This is a genomic window from Glaciimonas sp. GG7, from assembly GCF_052976905.1.
Map to the genome: position 1 here is coordinate 1 of NZ_JBRIIQ010000029.1, position 21,309 is coordinate 21,309.

Genomic DNA, 21,309 nt, shown 5'->3' on the forward strand with positions numbered 1-21,309 from the left:
GCATTTTACCTTAGAGAAGCGCTCATCATGTTTTTAAGAACCGACCCTGAATTGGCCGTGAAACACTGCCATTTCACTGGCACACAACCAAAATTGGGTCTACGCTAACAAACACAATCGTGAAAACTATAACGTCGGATTATGTGCGGATTACCCCTTTAGTGAGGAGATTTCTATGCAATCGCCAACGCATCAAGCGCTGCATCACGCCTTGTATCAAGCCCAACATCAAGTCAACAATCAGGTTCCCGAGCTCACCGATAATAATTTATATGTCGACGATCCTGTGCTAACTGCGGGAGTGCAACGACACCACGCCGGTTGGCATGCCGCTGAGTTAGCCCGCTACGGCGCAGAACTCGGCAGCAAAGAAACCTGGGATCTGGCCGAACTGGCTAATCGCCACACGCCTGAATTACAGCGCTACGACAGATCGGGAATCCGCATCGATGTGGTCGAATGTCACCCTGCCTGGCATACCCTGCTCGGCATGCTGCGGCAGGAAAACTTGCACGCCCTGCCTTGGTCCAGCCCCCGGATCGGCAGCCATGTCGCACGCGCAGCCGGGTATTTTCTGCATGCTCAGGTTGAGGCCGGGTCACTTTGCCCGACCACGATGACGTTTGCAGCTATCCCCGTCTTGCAACAAGAACCGGCGCTGTTCGCTGCATTGCAAGCCAAGTTATACGCACGCGAACACGATAGTCGCGATTTGCCTCTTGCACAAAAAATGTCCATGCTGATCGGTATGGGCATGACAGAAAAACAAGGCGGCTCAGACGTACGCTCTAACACCACGTTGGCAACGCCGATACCAGGCGGCGGCGGACGTGGCGCAGATTACACATTAACCGGTCACAAATGGTTCTTTTCCGCGCCGATGTCTGACGCGCATATGGTTTTGGCGCGTACTGAAATGGGGATGAGCTGCTTTTTTGTCCCGCGCTGGCGGCCGGACGGCAGCAAGAACGCGATACTGATTCAGAGGCTGAAAGACAAACTCGGCAATCGCTCCAACGCGAGCAGTGAAGTCGAATTTGAAGACGCCTTCGGCATCATGGTCGGCGACGAAGGCCGCGGTATCGCCACCATCATCGAAATGGCCAATCACACTCGTCTCGATTGCGTCATCGGCAGCGCTGGCCTGATGCGGCAGGCGCTGGTGCAAGCGCTGCACTATACCCGCCACCGCAGCGCTTTCGGCGCGCTGCTGGCCGAGCAAGCCCTGATGCAAAACGTCCTCGCCGATCTGGCACTGGAAAGCGAAGCCGCTACGCTATTAATGCTACAACTCGCCAGCGCCTTCGATACGCCGCATGACCCCTTGCAACGGGCCTGGCGACGCATCGTCACGCCTGCCGCCAAATTCTGGATCTGCAAACGTGCGCTGGAATTTAGCGGCGAATGCATGGAAATCCAAGGCGGCAACGGCTACGTCGAAACCGGCCCAATGGCACGTTTTTACCGAGAAGCGCCGGTCAATTCAATCTGGGAAGGCTCGGGTAATATTATGTGTCTGGACGTATTACGCGCCATCACGCGGGAACCGGAAGGATTTGCGTTGTTGCTCGAACACTTAAGCAGCATCGCCTGCGGTCATACAGGATTAGGTCTGATGTTGGATGGTCTGAAAAACACGCTCGCTGCGCCGCCGGATCAGCGCGAAAGAATGGCACGGCATTTTGTACAGAAACTGGTGCTGACGATACAAGCGGCATTGATGGTGCAGCATGCACCATCGGCGATTGCGGATGCTTTTATCGGGAGTCGTTGCGAGGTTGAAGGTGGGCGTGTTTATGGGACTTTGGCAGGGTTGGTTGGGGCTGAGGTGCAGAAGGAAATTCTGGAACGTGTGTGGAGAGCATGATCAGATGCACGGTTAATTTAGGTATAGCGCAGATGAATTATTGCTACAAATACCATAATCCATAATCATAGATCAGCGTTAGAATTTTGCACTTTGCGGTAGCACGCGCTGTTATTGGCTTGGTTGCAGCAAGACAGGCCGCCGAAGTGTTTCCAACAAAATACCCATGAGTTGTAGCAAAACTATTTTGCGTTGCAATCATCGTCGCCAGATCAATACGAATAACCTCTGTCACCAACGACCAGTCGAGTAGTGGTGGCGCAACACCTACCGCCATTCCCTCGAAACGATGATCGACAAATACACCGGCTTGGCTATCGCAACCTGTCGGTTCAACTAAAACAACGTCAGTCGCATAACCGGCAGATTGCAGGCCCCGTGCAATTCCGGTCAGGCTGGCACCTGTACCTGCGCAGGCAACCAAGATAATCGACCTGACATCTGGCCAAGCCTTTAGCTGAAATACTATTTCAGCTCCGGTTTCCAGTTCGTGCGCGTCCAGGCTACCGCGATTAGAGAATTGATCGGTATAAAAATAATTCTTCTCCAATACATCAGCATGAGCGATGTGCCATTCAACGACTTCTTTAGGTGTTGAACCTGCTTTTAACCTATCGACGCCAACTAACTTGGCACCAAATAATTCCAGGCAGCGTCTCTTCACAGGGCTAAAGCCAAGTCCCACCGCAAGTTCGACTGGCACGCCAATTTCTGAGCAGGCGACGGTAAGGCCTAACCCAAAATTGCCGCCAGTTTTTTCGATTACTGTTGTTTCTCCGGGAATAATATCGCCCGATTGAAGCGCTGCCTGGACGATATAGCGGGCGGCCCGAATTTTGTGACTGCCACTTGGATTGTTACACTCAAACTTTACAAGCAGTCCAGGCTCGATCTCTTGAATTGGTGTGAAATTTGTGGCAATAACCGCCTGCGTCTTACCTAAATTATTTGGATGCATGCGTCGAAGCCTCTGAATTAATGCGCCCTCCAGAGAGCGCTTTCCAGCATAAAAATATTCCCCCTAAGCACATGGGCAAAACCATCATATTGGTCCCGTTCCAGCCGAAACCGGCCAGCAATGGCGCAGGCAAAAAAGCACCGAGTGTGGCGCATCCGGCGATCACGGTATCGTTAATTCCTTGCCAGCGATGACGTTCCTGATCGCTGACATACTGCGCCAGCATAGTCCCACCGCCGACGTACACCAGATTCCAACCCAATCCAAGCAGAATCAGGCTCACAAAAACGGCATCGTAATGGATGTTGATCATGCCAAATCCGGCTGCCCCCATTAAAAGCAAAAATCCGAGGATCAAAACTTGTCGCAGGCCGATGATAGTAATCAATGTCCCGGTAAAAAATGAAGGCGCAAACATTGCCAGTACGTGTACTTGAATTGCACGCGAAGAAGCATCGAAAGAACAAATGTCTTTCATGACCAGCGAAGCCTGGACCATCAATAAATTCATCATGAAATAACCACCGGCCGAAGCGAAAATTGCTGTGACGATGGCGATGTTCCAGCGCCTCGATGGTACGGTTAGCACGGTAGGAATGACACGTGCGGGGACACTTACAACAGGATGCCAGATGGTCATTAACATCAAAGTGAGTATTCCCAACGCAGAGAATGCCGCGTAGCAAAGGGAGAAGTCGGCGTAACCGACAACATTGCGCAGTGCACTGGCAATAGCTGGTCCTGCGATGGCTGCCAGGACACCACCGGCGACTACCAATGAGATGGCTCGGGCTTTGATTTTAGATGGGAGATTGTCGACTGCTGCGAAGCGATAGAAGTTGGCGCAGGCGATGTAAATCCCTAGCAAACCATGCGCCACGATCAGCAGGGAAAAGCTAGCCTTGTCGACGGCGACATAACCAACCATCCCGGCGATGATTAAAAATATCGCACCGGTAGAAAATATGATGCGCCGTCCATAGCGCCGCATCAGCATGGACGCGGGATACGTAAATAGCATCACTGCGGCAAATTGCACGCCGTACGGCATCGTGCCCAACGCTGCGTTAGCGGACAGTTTGCTACCGACCAGAGCGGCGATGGTGACAGCGATCACGGCTACCGTCAGATTGATGGCCTGCGCCAATGTCAGTAAATAGGTTGGCCAGCGCAGGCGGCCAGAAGTGGAAGAGAGGATTGTTGTCATAGAGCCAAAGCTTAATAGTGGGAAAACCGCTAACGATGAAACGACTTATGTGTGGTAGCGAGCGAGATCGAATACAGCATTGGGAAAATCGCAGGATAGGCGCTCTTTGCCAGTCCCCAAACCTTTTCGGCGTACCTGCATCACCCCTACCGGAGCGGCACTATCGAGATGAATTCCGCCACAAGGAATAACGTGGTGCTGGCAGTGCCAACGTCTGGCGTCCGGCATCGTCGGATGCGCGCTGATAGTAATTTTTGCAGCGCATACGACGAACTGATTGGCACTGGCTTGAATCCGGCCGATCTGCTCGCTGGTAAAACGCTCGATGACACCGAAATCAAAGCGCGCACCATTCATCTTGATATGACAGCCACGCGTGGATTGAATCGCATCCGGACGCTCAAATCCAACGGCGAGATACAGTAAATGCGAGGCGGTATGACTGAGCGCCAAACGTGCACGCCTATTGATATCGATGCTCACCGTCACTGCAATCCCGAGTTCCAGCTCACGCAAGATTGCCTGATCGTCCGGGTGAATCATGTGCCAGATTACGCCCTCGACCTGAACATCGGGAAAGTCTGGCAGACCGGTAAAGTATCCATATAATTTCTTGGCACCGATAAATCGCAGACTGCGGCCATCGGGTAAAGAAATGCAGCCCTGATCGGCTTCCTGCCCACCGCCTTCTGGATAAGCGACGGTTGCATCGAGCTCTATAAAGTCAGATCCCACTTTGACAATCCTTGCCTGGCCCTGACTCAGATAGGAATCTTCGTAATAAAGTTTGTGTGTCTGGCGCTCAAGTTTCATTTTTGATCTCCTCTTACGTTTGAACCACTGCTTTGACGAGGATTATGTGAATTGGTGACCTGGACGCTAGTACGTAATACAACCCTGCTATTGGATGGGATATTTTCGGTGATAGTGCACTGAGGTCCGACGAAGACATCATCACCTACGGTAATTGCACCAAATATTCGTGCGAAAGCACCAATTTGCACACGGTCACCTATGGTTGGATGACGTTTGCCATTTGGGTTATCAGATATCAAGCAAGCACCCAGCGTCACAGCCCCAAGAACATAGCAGTCATCCCCGATTTGCGCGGTTTCACCAAAGACTGTACCGATGCCATGATCAAGAACGAATCTTTTACCTATCCTGCAGCGATGATGTAACTCGGCACCTGAAAGGTACTTGCCTCGGCTGGAAATGAGCGACGCATACATAGGCAACTCCCGGTGCGGAGATTCTTTCTCAGAAAAATGGCTATCGAGCTTGTGTGCGAGGCGGTAATGTAAAACCGCCCTGAATGAAGTTGAAGTCTGAACGATACGGAACGGATCACCGCCGGAGGCGGGGTCCTTACTGGCAAACGCATCCACATCTTCGATTAACTCTTGTGTGATGTCGAACAGCAGCGGAGTATTTACTAATTGATTGATATATTCAGGTGGGCAGCACTCCCACAGTGCAGCTTGAAGCTGGGCAATAATTGCATTGTTTACTGCAATTATTTTCGGATTTTGCTTTGTAAAATTCAGTCGATCAGATTGCATCCCTGCCGTTGCGGTCATACATACCTCCGATAGATATACGTGAAAAAAAATAAGCATACTAATTATTCTTCCCAAAATCGGAACATTCTTGCGCAACTTAGGTAAATTACTTATATCGCGTTGATAAATGAATTTTTATAACGTCGGCAGAATGCGAGCATCTCGGAGGTACAGGCGAAAAAATAGCCAGCTAAGGAGCTGGCTATTTTTCTTACTAAATTTGGAGGCGGGGGTCGGGATCGAACCGGCGTCTACGGCTTTGCAGGCCGCTGCATAACCACTTTGCTACCCCGCCGCGGAGCGTATTGTACAGCGAATCATCGTCAGGTTGTACGTTTGCATCTCTTAACGTAGTTAAAAAATACTGCCTCTGACATGAGCTGACATTAAAAAAGGAAGCTTTTTGAGCTTCCTTTTTCTAAATCTGGAGCGGGAGAAGAGGCTCGAACTCTCGACCTCAACCTTGGCAAGGTTGCGCTCTACCAACTGAGCTACTCCCGCATTTTCTGTTGCATTAGCTGCGATATTTTGCGACTGCTGCTAGAGAGACGCCATTATAGATGGCCTAAAAATAGTGTCAAGCGTTTTGCAAAAATTTCTCAGAAAATTCTGTGCATCCCTATTTCTACTGCGCTTTTTCTTTGATCAATGGCCATGCCTTACGTAAGTAATAAAACATCGACCAGACCGTGAGCACGGTCGCCACCAACATCAATGCATGCCCCAGCAAACGGATATCGATACCGAATATCTTCCCTGAATACAGCAATACCGGTATCGCGGTCATTTGAGCGGCTGTCTTAATTTTTCCTAGCGAACTTACTGCCACTGATTTAGATGCGCCAATTTGGGCCATCCACTCACGCAACGCACTAATGGTAATTTCGCGGCCAATAATAATAAAGGCGATCACCGGGCTGACCCGATCCAGATTGACCAATACCAGCAATGCGCCTGCGACCATCAACTTATCGGCAACCGGATCTAAAAACGCACCAAAGGCTGAGGTTTGATTCCAGCGCCGCGCAAGAAAGCCATCGAACCAGTCGGTGATAGCAGCGACGATAAATACGATGGCAGATGCAAGTCCGATATCAGTCGAAGAAAATCCAAAATCAGGAAGATAAAACACGCCCACGACAAGGGGAATCAGAGCCACGCGTAGCCAAGTCAGGAGGATCGGAATATTCAAAGGCATAGATAAACTTTGTTGTTTAGGGCTTACGTAAAATTGCTTTGCAGCGCACTTTGCGCTATCAACGCTTGCCAGCGAGGATAGTAGGACATCCGTTTTTATATTATTGCCAAATGCCCAAGTCCTGATTATCTAGGACTATAGCGGCGTTGGGAAATAAATTACGCTAAAACACGCATACAACACCCCAATCATTTCTCTAAAGACGGTCAGTTGAACCAGCATCACCGTCTCCTCAATGCAATTGGCGATAAATATCCTCTGCGAGTTGCCGTGAAATACCTTCCACAGAGGCCAAATCGTCAACACTGGCATCGGCCACAGCCCGCAATCCCCCAAAGCGCGCCAGTAGTTTTTGCCGCCGTTTCGCGCCAACGCCCTCGATCTCTTCCAAACGCGAGGTCTGACGCGTCTTGGCACGCTTGGCACGCATACCAGTGATGGCAAACCGATGGGCTTCATCACGAATCTGGGCGATCAACATCAGTGCGGCCGATTCTTTGCCCAACTCACGCGGCGCACGCTCGTCAGCAAAGATCAGCGTCTCCAAACCGACTTTACGTCCCTCTCCTTTGGCTACGCCAACGATGAGGCCGATATCGAGTCCGAGCTCTGTGAGTACCTGACGCGCCATTTCCACTTGACCTTTGCCGCCATCAATTAAGACGATATCGGGCATCGTGCCGCCACCGTTGGCGACTTTTTCGTAGCGCCGCATCAGAACCTGGCGCATCGCGGCATAGTCATCGCCGGGCGTAATGTCTTTGATGTTGTAGCGCCGATATTCACTGTTTTGCATTGCGTGGTGATGGAAGACGACGCACGACGCCTGTGTTGCTTCGCCGGAGGTATGACTAATATCGAAACACTCTGCACGCAAATTATCGATATCCGCAATATCGAGCGCCAGCACCTCAACCAACGCCCGTGTACGCGCCTGCTGCGAACCCTGCTCTGACAATAGACGCGTGAGCGAAATCTCTGCGCCCTTCTGCGCCATATCGAGCCATTGGCGGCGCTGGCCTTGCGGCTGAAATATCAGATTAATCCGATGTCCGCATTGCGCCATCAGCGCCAGCATCAATGCCGGTTCATCGATATCCAAATTGAGAATCAGCGTGCCGGGAATAAACGTATCGATATAATGCTGCGCCAAAAATGCCTTCATCACGGTGACGTCAATCGGTTCATCGTCACTGGTCAATGCACTCTCAACATGGGTTGGGAAATAGGCCCGATCGCCAAGATGCCGACCGCCGCGCACCATCGCCAGATTGACGCACACGCGTCCGCCCTGAACGATCGCCGCAATAATATCGATATCGCTATCGCCCACAACTTCCATACTTTGTTGGTGCAATACACGTGCTAAAGCGCTGATTTGATTGCGCACGACAACGGCCTGTTCAAACTTCAATTCGGCTGCGAATGCGTGCATTTTTTGTTCGAGCGCCGCCATAACTTCCGTCTGCCTACCGCGTAAAAATTTGGCGGCATTTTCAACATCGACCGCATAGTCTTCGTGACTAATCAGATTCACGCAAGGTGCGCTACAACGCTGGATTTGATGCAGCAAACAAGGCCGCGTACGATTGGAAAATACCGAATCTTCACAAGTCCGTAGCAGAAATACTTTCTGCAATATCTGCATCGATTCCTTGACCGCCCACGCGCTGGGAAAGGGTCCGAAATACTGGTTTTTTTTGTCCACCGCGCCCCGGTAATATCCCATGCGCGGATATTCCTGGCCGCTAATTTTCAGATACGGATACGATTTATCGTCCCGAAAAAGAATGTTGTAGCGCGGCTGCAAGGTCTTGATTAAATTATTTTCGAGTATCAGCGCCTCGGCCTCACTACGCGTCACGGTGGTCTCCAGTCGAGCAATTTTCTGGACCATCATGGCGGTGCGCGGACTGGCAAGATTCTTTTGAAAATAGCTCGATACCCGCTTCTTTAACTCACGTGCTTTACCGACGTACAAAATATTGTCCGCGGCATCGAAATAGCGATACACGCCGGGTAAATTCGGCAGTTTTGAGACGGTTTCCAGTACGACCGCCAGCGGATCTGGAGCAGCGGGGTCAGTCATGTTTAGTCATAGTTCCCATAGCGATTTAAGCCGAAATCAGCGAGGCAACTAACTTCTTAGCAGACGCGTAATCGGCGTCTTTTTGTAATACGTCCCATGTCAGCGCAATGGTCTGAGGCATCAGCGTTGCAATGCGGTTTGCGCTAGCGGCAGAGTTTCCAACTTGTAATCCGGCCAGTAGTTGGTCCGCTTTATCTGGAGAATTACAGATCATGACAACGTCGCAACCAGCTTGTAGTGCAGCGTTAGCGCCATCCAAAACAGTCCCGGCAGAACTGGCGGCGGCCATGCTTAAATCGTCGCTAAAAATGACGCCGTTAAAGCCAATCTCTTCACGCAAAATGGTCAGCCATTTTTTTGAAAATCCGGCTGAATGCTTATCCACCTTGGGATAAATCACATGCGCTGGCATCACCGCCGACAAACTCATGCCTAGCCAATCGTAGGGTTTAACGTCCTCTTCCATGATTTGCTGCAACGGGCGCTGATCGAGCGGAATCGAATAGTGCGAATCGCCCTCGACAAAACCATGACCGGGAAAATGTTTTCCACAGTTCGCCATCCCAGCCAATTTAAGCCCATGACTCAAACTCTTGGCCAGCAACGTTACGACGCGTGGATCACGATGAAAGGCGCGATCGCCAATCACGCTTGACTCGCCAAAATTGAGATCAAGCACTGGTGTGAACGATAGATCGATGCCGCAAGCGCGCAATTCAGCAGCCAGCACAAAACCGACCGCCGTTGCCACTTTGGTAGACCCCACGACATCGTGATCCCACAATGCACCGAGCTGCCGCATGGCAGGCAACCGGGTGAAACCGTCGGTTCTGAAGCGCTGCACCCTGCCGCCTTCATGATCGACCGCAATCAATATATCGGATCGCGCTGCGCGGATTGCCGCAGTTAATGCCGTCAGTTGCGCACGATCCTGAAAGTTACGGGTAAACAGAATGACACCGCCGGTCAACGGATGTTGAATACGGCGAATGTCGTCGGCAGTGAGGCTGGTACCGACGATGTCGAGCATGACGGGACCGGGTATTGTGGCGAGGTTATTCATAGTTAATATTTATATTTTTTCGACAATGACAAATGCGACGGCATACTCAACTTCATCGGTAATCGAGACCTGTGCTTTCAAACCATTTTTTTGCATAAACGCTTCTAGTACACCGCTGGTGACGACGATCGGCTTACCGCTTGGATCATTCAATGTTTGCATGGCGCGCCAGGTCATCGGCATGTGCAGTCCGATGCCGATGGCTTTGGAAAATGCTTCTTTTGCGGCAAAACGCGTGGCCAAAAATCGAATACCGCGGGCCTCTACCTTGGCCTTGCGATGATGATATTTGACCAGTTCTTGCGGACCGAGAATTTTTTCGGCAAAGCGATCGCCACGACGCAACAACGCTGCTTCGATGCGTGGAATCTGAATAATGTCAGTACCGATACCGTAGATCATAAAATGCTTCTAAATGTTGTTCAGACGCGCTTTAACAATCAACGCCTTCATTTCACTCACAGCAACTTTCCAGCCAACAAATACCGCATGCGCCACAATGGCGTGGCCAATATTTAATTCGGAAATATCGGGAATCGCGGCAATCGCCTGCGCGTTGGTGTAATGCAAGCCATGCCCTGCGTTGACTTTTAAACCTCGGATCACGCCTTCTTGCACTGCGCGCTGTACGCGTTCAAGTTCATGGCGTTGCTCGGTGCCATCATGGGCCTCAGCGTAGCGTCCGGTATGTAGTTCAATGACCGGTGCGCCGCATTCTGCCGCAGCCTGAATTTGATCTGCGTCCGGATCGATGAAGAGACTCACGCGTATCCCCTCGGCTTGCAGTTGCCGCACGGCGGACTGTACCTGGGCAAAATATTTGACGACGTCAAGACCGCCTTCGGTGGTCAATTCATGTCGATGCTCTGGGACCAGACAGGCATCGTGCGGCTTGATTTTGCAAGAAAAATCGATCATTTCCTGCGTCACCGCCGCCTCTAAGTTCATACGCGTGCGCAACAAGGGACGAATGATTTCAACATCCGCATCCTTGATGTGACGCCGATCTTCGCGCAGATGCAGCGTAATTGCATCCGCCCCGGCCTCTTCGGCTTCTAAAGCAGCGCGTAAAGGATCGGGATATGTCGTGCCGCGCGCATTGCGTAACGTTGCAACATGGTCAATGTTGATGCCGAGGTCGATAACAGTCGGCGTAGGATTGAGATAGCTCATCGGATTTTCGGGTTGAGGAGAGGATTAAATTGGCGGGTGAATTGGGTGTAATCACAAAAAAATCTGTAGGTATTTCAAAGGTACACCCACACACAAATGCTGTCATTTCTGATTCATTTTTCTGGCTACTTATGCGTCATTCCTCAGTCTTACAACTGCATCAAATCAATCAATATCTGGCGCGTATTTAAAGGTGCGCCTCCCAAATGATAGGCGAGCAAAAACCGCATTAATAGTTTGCTCTGCGCCTGCGTATTGAGATCGCTATAATCCTCACGCGCCATATCCAACAAGGTCTTGCCACTGACTGAAGGCCAGCTATCGGACATCCGCGCCAATCGCGCTCCGCGCTCTGGGTCAACTACGTACAACAGGTCGGGTTCGACCAACTGACGACTACTAGTGCACATCGTAAAATCGCCGGAGACGCCGGTTTCCTTGAGCAACGCGCGCTCAAACTGACGCAGGACAATGGGCGCAGGCTCTTGATGCGCCAACTTGTTTAACGTGGCGACATAGTGATCGAATAAAGTGGGATGCGCATCGTCGCGCGCCAATAGTTTTACCAGCAGTTCATTCAAATAAAAACCGCACAATAAAGCTGATTTTTCCAACGGCAGCATGCCACCTACCCATTCGGCAGCGGTCAATGTTCGGATTTCGGATTTTCCGCTCCAACTGAGCGATAGCGGTTGAAATGTTTGGAGCACTCCGCGCAATTTCGACAATGGTCGTTTGGCACCTTTGGCAACCAAAGCAATCCGACCATAATCACGCGTAAATACATCGATAATCAAACTGGTTTCGCGATGCGGATAGCTATGCAAAACAAAGCCCGGTTGTGCTGCAATCCGCGAATCAAAAGACAGGCGGCGACCAGGCTTGGAAGCGGTAGATGTGAGGGGAGTTTTTTTACCACCGCTCATAGAAGCGGCACGCTGCGCACGATGCGTAACTAAGGATGCTGAAGAGGATTGCTCCTCTGCGATGTCACTTTCGGTGGGGATGTCAATCTCAGAGGCCAATACTGTAGGTGGCGTCACTGGTGCGGAAGTCGCTTCGATAGCCGCGTCTACAGTAAGGGCATTCATACTTCGGATTATTCGTAACCGTAGGCGCGCAGTCCGGCTTCGTTATCGGCCCAGCCGGATTTCACTTTGACCCATATTTCTAAATAAACCGGACCACCAAACAAACGTTCCATATCCAGCCGGGACTGTGTCGAAATATCCTTTAGACGTGCGCCCTTTTGTCCAATAACCATCGATTTATGGGTATTGCGCTCGACCAAAATCGCTACGAATATGCGCCGCAGATTGCCTTCGACTTCAAATTTTTCTATCAGAACGGTGCTGGTATATGGCAACTCATCGCCGACAAAACGAAACAGCTTTTCACGAACGATTTCTGAGGCCAAGAACTTTTCACTACGATCGGTAATATCATCTTCACCAAACATCGGCGGATTTTCCGGTAGATATTTGCGCGTTTCCTGCTGTAGATTTTCTAGCTGAAAACGTAGTTTTGCAGATACAGGAACAACAGCCGCAAAATCACGTAGCGCCGCAATTTTTTGCGCAAATGGCAGTAACACAGCTTTATCTTTAACCCGGTCAGACTTGTTGATCACCAAAATGCAGGGAACATTTGCCGGCAGTAATTCAAGTACTTCCTGGTCAGCCGGCCCAAAAGTGCCAGCCTCAATCACAAACAAGATGACATCGGATGCAGTCAACGTCGTCGTAACAGTGCGATTAAGGGTTTTGTTCAACGCATTCGAATGACGCGTCTGAAAACCTGGGGTATCAACATAGACAAACTGCGTATCGGGCGAGGTTTGAATACCAGTGATACGGTGCCGCGTGGTCTGCGCCTTGCGCGAAGTGATACTCACTTTGGCACCAATAAGTTCGTTCATTAACGTCGATTTACCGACGTTTGGACGTCCAACAATGGCAATGTAGCCACAACGAAAATCAGTTGCGGGTGCCTGAGATACGGAATCTGTCATGCGGTTATCGATTTACTCGCGGTAAGGGGTGAGGTATTTAAGGATTTTGCTAATCGACTAACGCCGCGCAGCAATAGTAGCTTTTGTTACTACTGCCGTAGAGGTCGTTGCTGTGGGGGCAGTTGATACCGCCATATTTTCGCTAGCAATAACATGCCCTGCATTGGTCGCAAGTGGTGCCTTGGCAGGATGCGTCACAGTATCAAGATGTTTGAGTGTGTCGCTTTTGTTACTATCCTTCGCCGATATTTGCTTGACTGCACGCAGTTTATCCGCTGGTGCATCAGGCTGGATGGTTGCGATACCGGTAAGCTTTAATTGGGAGCTTCTCGGCTTACTTTTACGCGCCGCTCCCGGTACTTTTACGAAGGCCAATTGTACGGCCTCCAGAGCCAACTTTGCAGCTGCTTGCTCCCCCGCCCTACGACTTCCCCCTGCACCAAATACCTGAATTTCTAACTTGGGCACCAGGCACTCAATTTCAAATTCCTGATTGTGAGCTGCACCGTGCGTGGCGACCACATTATATTGGGGTAATGCGATTTTTTTACCTTGTAAATACTCCTGCAATAAGGTTTTAGCATCTTTACCTAATGTTTTTGGATCAACAGTATCCAATATAGGAATATACAGCCCGCGGATGACATCACGTGCAACATCGAAACCAGCATCAAGGAAAATCGCACCAAACAACGCTTCCAAGGTATCGGCCAAAATTGAAGGTCGATGAAAACCACCGGATTTTAGCTCGCCTTCACCTAAACGCAAAAATTGTGATAACTCAAGCCGCTGAGCAATCTCATATAACGACTGCTGCTTTACCAAATTAGCACGTACACGAGACAAATCACCTTCGTCAATCTTGGCGTAACGATCAAACAGCAACGATGCAATGACGCAATTCAATATCGAATCGCCTAAAAATTCCAGTCGTTCATTATGCAAGGTGCTATGGCTACGATGCGTCAAGGCCTGCTGCAACAACGTAGCATCCCTGAATATGTGGCCTAGCCGATTTTGCAATAACATAACGTCCATTTAGTCTGCAACTTACGCCATCAATCTATGGCTTTGTATGTGAACTAGCGGTTGTACCAGAATAGTCAATTAATATGCTGACCGGTACAATAATCGGAATTTTTTTCTGATAGGCAAAACTAATCTCAACATCGTCGCCATTCTTCGTAATGTCGAGATCCTTACCGTGTATTGAGTCGATGTAGCCGACATCTGCCTGCCGATCAAATGCATCCTGAATTTCTTTTACGGTCCCGCCTTTGGCCTTGACTGCAGTAATTGCTTTTTTGATCGACATATACTCAATGGCAGTCGGAGCAACTTTTCCAGCAATAACAACAATAAAACCAAGAATCGCTATCCAAACAATTAAACCAATCAACGTAAAGCCTTGCTGCTGCTTCGATGACATGTTGGACATTTTGCTCATTCCCGGACTCCCGTTGGATAGACCAATTTAGTTAAAGAATGTACCTATACGTTTCAGATTACCTAAATTCATCCATACTAAAAATGCTTTTCCAACAATATTCTGATCGGGTACAAAACCCCAATAGCGACTGTCTTCGCTGTTATCTCGATTATCACCCATCATGAAATACTGTCCAGAGGGGACTGTACATGCGAAGCCATCTTGATTATAGGAACAATTTTCTTTATTTGGGAAATCTTGAACACCGGCCAGATTGATTGGAGATGCTTGATCGACTACCGCAATCATATGTTCAACACCCGATAATTTTTCTTTAAATTGCTTGGAATAACTCAAGCTATCTTCATTCAAATAGTCTGGCAGTGCTGTATAGGCAAGTGGATTTCCATTTATAGTTAAGCGCTTGTTTTTATATACTACTTTATCCCCGGGGATACCCACTACACGTTTGATGTAGTCCAGCGACATATCTTTAGGGTATTTAAATACCATCACATCGCCGCGCTGAGGATTACCTACATCGATTACTTTTTTGTTGATGATCGGCAAGCGAATACCGTAGGTAAACTTATTCACCAAAATCAAATCACCAACCAATAGTGTAGGCACCATAGAGCTCGATGGAATCTTAAATGGCTCATACAAAAATGAGCGTAAGAAAAATACCATAGCAATAACAGGGAAAAAACTACCTGAGTATTCCACCCAAGTCGGTTGACGCAGTAGGTTCTCTTCGAGTTCAGCGCGGCCGCTACTCTCCAGCTTGATCCCTTCAGCGCGTAATTTAACATTACGGGCATCAAATGCGGCAAGTGCGGCATTGGCCTTGGTCCGCCGTTGCGCTTGCAAATAAAACCGATCCAAGAACCAGATTATTCCGGTTACAACCATCAACACAAACAGAATTAATGCGAAATTTCCTAAAATTGATTGCAATGTCATTTGTTAGTCCACTTGTAAAATTGCGAGGAACGCCTCTTGCGGGATCTCCACAGAACCGACCTGTTTCATGCGTTTCTTACCTGCTTTTTGTTTTTCCAACAATTTGCGCTTACGACTGATATCCCCACCATAACATTTCGCCAACACATTTTTACGTAGCGCCTTCACATTTTCACGCGAGATTATGTTCACACCAATTGCAGCTTGAATCGCTACATCAAACATCTGACGCGGAATGAGTTCACGCATCTTCGCGGCAACCGCACGGCCACGATAGTTACTGTTGGATCGGTGCACAATGATGGCCAAAGCATCGACCTTCTCACTGTTAATGAGCATGTCGACCTTCACAACATCGGCTGAACGGTATTCTTTAAACTCATAATCCATCGACGCATAACCACGTGAGGTTGACTTCAGTCGATCAAAAAAATCCAACACAATTTCGGCCATCGGCATTTCGTAAATCAACTTAACTTGCTTACCGTGATAATTCATGTCGATTTGCACGCCACGCTTTGACGTACATAACGTAATTACTGATCCGACATATTCTTGCGGCATATACAAATTAACGGTAACAATCGGCTCACGGACCTCTTCCATCTTGCTCGGTTCGGGCATTTTCGATGGATTATCCACCATGATGATAGAGCCATCGCGCAACACGACTTCATAAATCACTGTCGGTGCAGTGGTAATCAAATCCATATCGAACTCACGCTCGAGTCGCTCCTGGACGATTTCCATGTGCAGCAAGCCAAGGAATCCACAACGAAAACCAAAACCTAGCGCCTGCGATACTTCTGGTTCGTATTGCAATGCAGCGTCGTTAAGTTTGAGTTTTTCCAGCGAATCACGCAGCGCGTCGTATTGATTCGATTCAACGGGGAATAAACCAGCAAACACTTGCGGCTGAACTTCTTTAAAACCGGGTAAGGCTTCGCTGGCAGGATTATTTGCCAATGTTACGGTATCGCCAACCTTGGCAGCTTTAAGTTCTTTAATACCAGCAATGATAAATCCCACCTGCCCAGCGGATAAGGTTTCGCGGACTTGTAATTTGGGAGTAAATACGCCGATGCTTTCGGTCAAATGCTGCGAACCCGCAGCCATCAATTGAATTTTATCTTTAGGCCGCAAAGTACCGTTGACGATACGCACCAGCATCACTACACCAACATAATTATCGAACCAGGAGTCAACAATCAGAGCCTGCAAAGGTGCTTCGGTATTGCCCCTTGGAGCTGGGACCCTGACGATGATGGTTTCTAAAATTTCACGCACGCCCAGACCTGTCTTTGCCGAGCATTGGACTGCATCGGTTGCGTCAATACCGATCACGTCTTCAATTTCAGATTTGGCATTCTCGGGATCAGCAGAAGGCAAATCAATCTTGTTAAGAACAGGTACTACCTCCAAACCGAGATCCAGCGCAGTATAACAATTAGCAACAGTTTGCGCCTCTACACCCTGTGAAGCATCCACCACCAGCAACGCACCCTCACACGCCGACAACGAGCGACTTACTTCATAGCTAAAATCGACATGACCAGGTGTATCAATCAGATTTAAGTTATAGATCTGACCATCCAGCGCTTTGTACGATAATGCCGCCGTCTGGGCCTTGATGGTAATACCTCGCTCCCGTTCAATATCCATCGAATCGAGAACTTGTGCCCCCATTTCACGATCAGACAAACCGCCGCAAAACTGGATGATGCGGTCTGCCAAAGTAGATTTGCCGTGGTCGATATGAGCGATGATGGAGAAATTACGAATGTTGTTCATTAATGTAGGTCGAGGCGATGCGATTACAAAAAAAGCGCTCTGAGCCGGGTCGTTGTCGCCCAGGCGAGCGCCTTTTATGACAGGTTATTTAGTACTCTATTTTACCGGATTTCAAAGCACCCCAACCGACAAATCAGACTAAGCGTGCTATACCGCAATCAAAATGCAAAAACCTTACTTAGGCTCCACTCAGTACCAGACATATATGTAAAGCTCAGTTCGACTCACACTTAGCACCCTGAAAAACAACATTTTCTTACATTTGCAATACATCATGAGGCTCAGCCAAGGGCATATAGCCAATCGACCTCGGGCTTGTTACCCCCTTTTATTGATCTAGACAACTCAACCTACCTATCGAAGCTTAGTGGTAACAAAATCTTTTACTTTGGAGTAATCAAAAAAATAATGACACAGCTGTACCGGTACTTGGTCTGCTTTTGTGCCGATCAGTACTGGAACTAATTCATCATATAAGTCGATCAATTTCACCTCAGTATCAATATCAATTTGCGTAACCGTATATTGTCCATGAAACGAACCGTTCGCCTCCTCATCCACACACAACACCAATAAGGCGGACAACATCTCATCACATAAATGACAATAAGAGCGCCCATACAAAGTGAAATCAATTTTCGACATAAGAAAAATCTCTGCTTCATTCTCCTGTTGATTAACGTCAGATCGACGACCACATAGGAAATATTAAAAGATATAAAGCAAAAAGCTGCAAACCGTATGGTTTGCAGCTTTACTCATATTGCGACTTGATGTACTTGAAGGTTTGAGTATCTCACCAAGCAGATCAATTATTGGGTCGTAGCGGCACAAACTGCGATGATTCACCGCGACGCACCAGCACTACCGCCATTTTTTTCGGCTCTAACTTACTAACTAAAGAGTTAAATTGCTTGACATCCTTGACATCTGTATTGTTTAGCCGCTGAATCACATCACCAACCTGTAAACCAACCCGAGCGGCATTTCCCTCGACTAAATCGACCAATACACCTGCATCAATTTGTAGCTCTTTCTTCTTATCGGAGGATAACTCACTGACGATTAAACCTAATGCATTCGCTACCTGATCCTGCTTCGGATCGTCCTTGTCTCCAGAATTATTATCTGATTTATCGGCCTTCATTTCAGTAATGACTAACGGGATATCACGACTTGCACCTTTGCGCCAGACCGTCAAAATTCCATGAGTACCAGGCTTTACGCTACCCACTATGCGCGGCAAATCATTCGCCTTTTCAATAGAGACCCCATTAAACTTCAAGATAATGTCTCCAGCTTGAACACCGGCCTTAGCTGCTGGACCATCAAGCTCAACCCGCTCAACCTGCGCGCCTTGAGCTTTCGGCAAGCCCAAAGATTCCGCGACCTCTTTAGTCACCTCACCAATTTGAACGCCAATACGACCGCGGGTCACTTTACCTGAAGCTTTAAGCTGATCAGAAACACGCATAGCCTCATCAATCGGGACCGCAAACGAAATCCCCATAAAACCACCTGAACGGCTGTAAATCTGAGAGTTAATACCAACCACTTCGCCACGCATATTAATCAGAGGACCTCCTGAGTTACCAGGATTCACAGCAACATCAGTTTGAATTAAAGGTAAATAATCACCAGTATCACGTGCTTTTGCAGAAATAATTCCAGAGGTCACAGTATTTTCAAGATCAAAAGGTGATCCAATCGCCAAGACCCATTCACCCGCCTTAATCTTGTCAGAATCGCCCATGGTCAAGCGTGGCAAATTGACGCCCTCAATCTTTAGCAAAGCTACATCTGTTCGGGTATCAGCACCGATTACCTTGGCTTTGAATTCACGTTTATCAGTCAGCTTTACAAATACCTCGCTGGCCCCATCGACCACATGCGCGTTGGTCATGATATAGCCATCTGCAGAAATTATAAAACCTGAGCCTACACCACGCGGAACCTCTTCCTGTTGTGCCTTAGCACCTGGATTACGTCCTTTTGGGGCAGGTGCTTGTTGTTTACCCGCACCACTTTGAGGAGTACCGAAAAACCGTCGCAAAAATTCTTGCATTTCATCATCGCTAGGTTGTCCAGTTGCGACATTAGCCTTAACCTTTTCAGTTGTCCGTATATTGACAACTGCGGGACCCGCTTTTTCAACAATATCAGTAAAATCTGGCAACCCGACCATCGGCGCAGCCATTGCAGATGGTGCCATTCCGAAAATAATTGACACCACAAATGATAAGATCGGTCCGAACCAAAATACGGATAAAGCATTTCGTGCGGTAAAGGTAATTTTCATAATGGACCAGTCTTATTTGTTTTTGAGTTCAATCGAATTAGCAACTTGACGAATTGCTACGGCAGGCACTTCACCAACAATTGTCAACCAGAAATCACCTTGTCGCTTACCAACGATACTCAAGGCCCCTTGCTGCATTGAACCTTCAGTGCGGCTTTGACTGCCGGGCTCGACAAATACTGATATAGCCGCGAGGCCATCGGAAAATACAATTTGGGAAACTTTGCGCCGGTAGTCCCCAGACTCTGTGCTGTGAGTTGAAGTACCAATAACGCGTTTTAATTCACGCACTTTTTTAAACCCGGGCGGCATACCAGTAACCGTCCACTCATCCAAATTAGCAGGACTCATTACAATATGCTCTACATGCCAATTACTAGTATTGCCAAAACTAGACTTCATCCGACCATGAACAATATTGCCAATGGTAATCTGTGTAAATGAAATTTGTTCAACAACCTCGTTTTTACTGTCCAATGTTTGGGCGCGTAATAATAGACCTGAATTTTTCTCAGCCCAAAGCTTATAGCCATAACGTATTTTATCTTTAGGTTCGAGAATCACAGCCTGGCAATCTTGACCAGCTATCCTTCCCATCTCACCCATTCTCACATTATAGTACTCTGTCAGATCACTAGGGATCGCGGAGAGAATCGCAGGAAATACATCTTGAGTTACACGTTTGTCAACTAATAACGTTTTAGTTTCGGGGATATAACAAGTAACATCCTCGTTATGACGAATATACTCACGCGGCTTTCCATCAAGCACTTCTAACTTCTCGACTTCGTTTCGCCCTTCTAGTACATGTGTAATGCGAGACGTTCGTATTTGGTTCGCCTGTTGATACACAAATGTACCAGAGTAATTAAGCTTTTTCCCCGCCGACTGAATTTTTTTCAAAAGAGTCTGCGCCTCATGACTCTCAGCAGAATTATCTATTGCAACGCCTTCCGCCTTTGCAGAAAGAGTTAATAAGGTCGAAAAAATAACGACAATCCGTAGAAGAAAAACGATAGTCTGGAGCATATTAATTATCAGCATCGATAGCAAATGTAGCAGAACGAGCATATTCTGTAGCACTATAAAGAGAAAACCGCTGATGCGCTGACAAGTACTCATCAATACGAGAGTCGCGAAGTGCTTCATCATTTGCGGTAGATGTTGCAACCACTTGTGTTCCGTAATTATTGGCGTTATTAATTGAACTCGGTGCAAGTGTAAGTTGTGACTTAGAAAGCATCGTCCTATGCTCGGACTTACTATTTCCATCGAGCATATTGGGAACGGCAATAAATGCTACTGCTGCCATTGCCGCAGCTGCCGCCATGCCAGATAAGGCAAACCGTCTCGCACGAGGAGTGCCGGTTGCGATGGGGACATTACTTATGATATTTTTCTCTACGACAACCGAGGAAACCACTAGAGGCGCCACAATCATCGGAGGCTCGGTATTCAATCTTTCAAACATACGTAAATTGAATTCTGAACTCAATTTTATAGCCATATCATTAGAGCGCAAAATATCCCCAACTTGATGATATGCGTCCCAAGTTGCAAGCCCCTCGCTATCACTTAACGCCACTAACGCCATATCCACATAGGCATTAGAAAGCTCGCCATCGATCAAGGCAGAAATCTGCTCTTGAGATATTTCTTTGGTATTCATAAGTCACCTAATTAAAACTTGGCCAACCCC

The 21,309-nt window shown here is 48.3% G+C and carries 20 protein-coding genes and 2 tRNA genes; 1 reads left to right on the top strand and 21 read right to left on the bottom strand.

Annotation, left to right across the window (positions count from 1 at the left end):
* The first annotated feature begins 175 nt into the window (after nt 1–175).
* Nucleotides 176–1,867 carry an isovaleryl-CoA dehydrogenase gene (locus tag ACVBEF_RS09290; RefSeq protein WP_447123655.1) on the top strand — a complete coding sequence of 564 codons (1,692 nt, stop codon included), beginning with the start codon at nt 176–178 and terminating at the stop codon, nt 1,865–1,867.
* Nucleotides 1,868–1,910: 43 nt separating this feature from the next.
* On the opposite strand, the gene ACVBEF_RS09295 is transcribed toward ACVBEF_RS09290, so the two are convergent.
* The 21 genes from ACVBEF_RS09295 to ACVBEF_RS09395 all read right to left on the bottom strand — a co-directional run bounded on the left by ACVBEF_RS09295 (nt 1,911) and on the right by ACVBEF_RS09395 (nt 21,279).
* Nucleotides 1,911–2,825 carry a PLP-dependent cysteine synthase family protein gene (locus tag ACVBEF_RS09295; RefSeq protein ID WP_447123656.1) on the bottom strand — a complete coding sequence of 305 codons (915 nt, stop codon included), beginning with the start codon at nt 2,823–2,825 and terminating at the stop codon, nt 1,911–1,913.
* Entirely contained in the window at nt 2,812–4,032 is a 1,221-nt protein-coding gene (locus tag ACVBEF_RS09300; protein ID WP_447123657.1) for an MFS transporter, read from the bottom strand. The genes ACVBEF_RS09295 and ACVBEF_RS09300 overlap by 14 nt, the downstream gene beginning before the upstream one ends.
* A 45-nt stretch (nt 4,033–4,077) precedes the next feature.
* Nucleotides 4,078–4,845 (bottom strand): alanyl-tRNA editing protein, encoded by a 768-nt coding sequence (locus tag ACVBEF_RS09305; protein ID WP_447123658.1) that lies wholly within the window; start codon nt 4,843–4,845, stop codon nt 4,078–4,080.
* Nucleotides 4,842–5,612, bottom strand: a complete 771-nt coding sequence (locus ACVBEF_RS09310) for a serine O-acetyltransferase (protein ID WP_447123659.1) — start codon at nt 5,610–5,612, stop codon at nt 4,842–4,844. Before ACVBEF_RS09310 ends, ACVBEF_RS09305 begins: the two co-directional genes overlap by 4 nt.
* 203 nt (nt 5,613–5,815) lie before the next feature.
* Nucleotides 5,816–5,889 (bottom strand) — tRNA-Cys (locus tag ACVBEF_RS09315).
* A 130-nt stretch (nt 5,890–6,019) separates the two neighbouring features.
* Nucleotides 6,020–6,095: transfer RNA gene (locus tag ACVBEF_RS09320), tRNA-Gly, on the bottom strand.
* A gap of 124 nt (nt 6,096–6,219) precedes the next feature.
* Nucleotides 6,220–6,792 (bottom strand): CDP-diacylglycerol--glycerol-3-phosphate 3-phosphatidyltransferase, encoded by a 573-nt coding sequence (gene pgsA, locus ACVBEF_RS09325; protein WP_447123660.1) that lies wholly within the window; start codon nt 6,790–6,792, stop codon nt 6,220–6,222.
* 232 nt (nt 6,793–7,024) lie between these two features.
* Nucleotides 7,025–8,881, bottom strand: a complete 1,857-nt coding sequence (uvrC, locus tag ACVBEF_RS09330) for an excinuclease ABC subunit UvrC (protein ID WP_447123661.1) — start codon at nt 8,879–8,881, stop codon at nt 7,025–7,027.
* A 25-nt stretch (nt 8,882–8,906) separates the two neighbouring features.
* On the bottom strand, nt 8,907–9,944 hold the full coding sequence (gene nagZ / locus ACVBEF_RS09335; protein WP_447123662.1) for a beta-N-acetylhexosaminidase: 1,038 nt from the start codon (nt 9,942–9,944) through the stop codon (nt 8,907–8,909).
* Between the two features lie 9 nt (nt 9,945–9,953).
* Nucleotides 9,954–10,346, bottom strand: a complete 393-nt coding sequence (acpS, locus tag ACVBEF_RS09340; protein WP_447123663.1) for a holo-ACP synthase — start codon at nt 10,344–10,346, stop codon at nt 9,954–9,956.
* A gap of 9 nt (nt 10,347–10,355) precedes the next feature.
* Nucleotides 10,356–11,117 carry a pyridoxine 5'-phosphate synthase gene (pdxJ, locus tag ACVBEF_RS09345; RefSeq protein WP_447123664.1) on the bottom strand — a complete coding sequence of 254 codons (762 nt, stop codon included), beginning with the start codon at nt 11,115–11,117 and terminating at the stop codon, nt 10,356–10,358.
* Nucleotides 11,118–11,266: 149 nt separating this feature from the next.
* Nucleotides 11,267–12,043: a DNA repair protein RecO gene (gene recO, locus ACVBEF_RS09350; protein WP_447123699.1), complete on the bottom strand. Its 777-nt coding sequence runs from the start codon at nt 12,041–12,043 to the stop codon at nt 11,267–11,269.
* Between the two features lie 173 nt (nt 12,044–12,216).
* The gene (era, locus tag ACVBEF_RS09355; RefSeq protein WP_447123665.1) at nt 12,217–13,128 is read right to left on the bottom strand and encodes a GTPase Era; all 912 of its coding nucleotides are present in this window, start codon (nt 13,126–13,128) and stop codon (nt 12,217–12,219) included.
* A 57-nt stretch (nt 13,129–13,185) separates the two neighbouring features.
* Complete coding sequence (gene rnc / locus ACVBEF_RS09360; RefSeq protein WP_447123666.1) at nt 13,186–14,166, bottom strand: ribonuclease III; 981 nt, start codon at nt 14,164–14,166, stop codon at nt 13,186–13,188.
* Between the two features lie 25 nt (nt 14,167–14,191).
* Nucleotides 14,192–14,575 (bottom strand): DUF4845 domain-containing protein, encoded by a 384-nt coding sequence (locus ACVBEF_RS09365; protein ID WP_447123667.1) that lies wholly within the window; start codon nt 14,573–14,575, stop codon nt 14,192–14,194.
* 27 nt (nt 14,576–14,602) lie between these two features.
* Nucleotides 14,603–15,520 carry a signal peptidase I gene (gene lepB, locus ACVBEF_RS09370; protein ID WP_447123668.1) on the bottom strand — a complete coding sequence of 306 codons (918 nt, stop codon included), beginning with the start codon at nt 15,518–15,520 and terminating at the stop codon, nt 14,603–14,605.
* Nucleotides 15,521–15,523: 3 nt separating this feature from the next.
* Entirely contained in the window at nt 15,524–17,311 is a 1,788-nt protein-coding gene (lepA, locus tag ACVBEF_RS09375; RefSeq protein WP_447123669.1) for a translation elongation factor 4, read from the bottom strand.
* A gap of 354 nt (nt 17,312–17,665) precedes the next feature.
* A complete protein-coding gene (locus ACVBEF_RS09380) occupies nt 17,666–17,956 on the bottom strand; it encodes a glutaredoxin family protein (RefSeq protein WP_447123670.1) in 291 nt (96 codons plus the stop codon).
* 163 nt (nt 17,957–18,119) lie between these two features.
* The gene (locus tag ACVBEF_RS09385) at nt 18,120–19,610 is read right to left on the bottom strand and encodes a DegQ family serine endoprotease (RefSeq protein ID WP_447123671.1); all 1,491 of its coding nucleotides are present in this window, start codon (nt 19,608–19,610) and stop codon (nt 18,120–18,122) included.
* A gap of 12 nt (nt 19,611–19,622) precedes the next feature.
* A complete protein-coding gene (locus ACVBEF_RS09390; protein ID WP_447123672.1) occupies nt 19,623–20,639 on the bottom strand; it encodes a MucB/RseB C-terminal domain-containing protein in 1,017 nt (338 codons plus the stop codon).
* A gap of 1 nt (nt 20,640) precedes the next feature.
* Nucleotides 20,641–21,279 carry a sigma-E factor negative regulatory protein gene (locus ACVBEF_RS09395; RefSeq protein WP_447123673.1) on the bottom strand — a complete coding sequence of 213 codons (639 nt, stop codon included), beginning with the start codon at nt 21,277–21,279 and terminating at the stop codon, nt 20,641–20,643.
* Nucleotides 21,280–21,309 lie beyond the last annotated feature (30 nt).

Excerpts from the sequence above, each read along its gene's own strand:
- ACVBEF_RS09290 (WP_447123655.1), top strand. The coding sequence starts at position 176 with ATGCAATCGCCAACGCATCAAGCGCTGCATCACGCCTTGTATCAAGCC.
- ACVBEF_RS09295 (WP_447123656.1), bottom strand. The coding sequence starts at position 2,825 with ATGCATCCAAATAATTTAGGTAAGACGCAGGCGGTTATTGCCACAAAT.
- ACVBEF_RS09300 (WP_447123657.1), bottom strand. The coding sequence starts at position 4,032 with ATGACAACAATCCTCTCTTCCACTTCTGGCCGCCTGCGCTGGCCAACC.
- ACVBEF_RS09305 (WP_447123658.1), bottom strand. The coding sequence starts at position 4,845 with ATGAAACTTGAGCGCCAGACACACAAACTTTATTACGAAGATTCCTAT.
- ACVBEF_RS09310 (WP_447123659.1), bottom strand. The coding sequence starts at position 5,612 with ATGACCGCAACGGCAGGGATGCAATCTGATCGACTGAATTTTACAAAG.
- pgsA (WP_447123660.1), bottom strand. The coding sequence starts at position 6,792 with ATGCCTTTGAATATTCCGATCCTCCTGACTTGGCTACGCGTGGCTCTG.
- uvrC (WP_447123661.1), bottom strand. The coding sequence starts at position 8,881 with ATGACTGACCCCGCTGCTCCAGATCCGCTGGCGGTCGTACTGGAAACC.
- nagZ (WP_447123662.1), bottom strand. The coding sequence starts at position 9,944 with ATGAATAACCTCGCCACAATACCCGGTCCCGTCATGCTCGACATCGTC.
- acpS (WP_447123663.1), bottom strand. The coding sequence starts at position 10,346 with ATGATCTACGGTATCGGTACTGACATTATTCAGATTCCACGCATCGAA.
- pdxJ (WP_447123664.1), bottom strand. The coding sequence starts at position 11,117 with ATGAGCTATCTCAATCCTACGCCGACTGTTATCGACCTCGGCATCAAC.
- recO (WP_447123699.1), bottom strand. The coding sequence starts at position 12,043 with ATGAGCGGTGGTAAAAAAACTCCCCTCACATCTACCGCTTCCAAGCCT.
- era (WP_447123665.1), bottom strand. The coding sequence starts at position 13,128 with ATGACAGATTCCGTATCTCAGGCACCCGCAACTGATTTTCGTTGTGGC.
- rnc (WP_447123666.1), bottom strand. The coding sequence starts at position 14,166 with ATGGACGTTATGTTATTGCAAAATCGGCTAGGCCACATATTCAGGGAT.
- ACVBEF_RS09365 (WP_447123667.1), bottom strand. The coding sequence starts at position 14,575 with ATGAGCAAAATGTCCAACATGTCATCGAAGCAGCAGCAAGGCTTTACG.
- lepB (WP_447123668.1), bottom strand. The coding sequence starts at position 15,520 with ATGACATTGCAATCAATTTTAGGAAATTTCGCATTAATTCTGTTTGTG.
- lepA (WP_447123669.1), bottom strand. The coding sequence starts at position 17,311 with ATGAACAACATTCGTAATTTCTCCATCATCGCTCATATCGACCACGGC.
- ACVBEF_RS09380 (WP_447123670.1), bottom strand. The coding sequence starts at position 17,956 with ATGTCGAAAATTGATTTCACTTTGTATGGGCGCTCTTATTGTCATTTA.
- ACVBEF_RS09385 (WP_447123671.1), bottom strand. The coding sequence starts at position 19,610 with ATGAAAATTACCTTTACCGCACGAAATGCTTTATCCGTATTTTGGTTC.
- ACVBEF_RS09390 (WP_447123672.1), bottom strand. The coding sequence starts at position 20,639 with ATGCTCCAGACTATCGTTTTTCTTCTACGGATTGTCGTTATTTTTTCG.
- ACVBEF_RS09395 (WP_447123673.1), bottom strand. The coding sequence starts at position 21,279 with ATGAATACCAAAGAAATATCTCAAGAGCAGATTTCTGCCTTGATCGAT.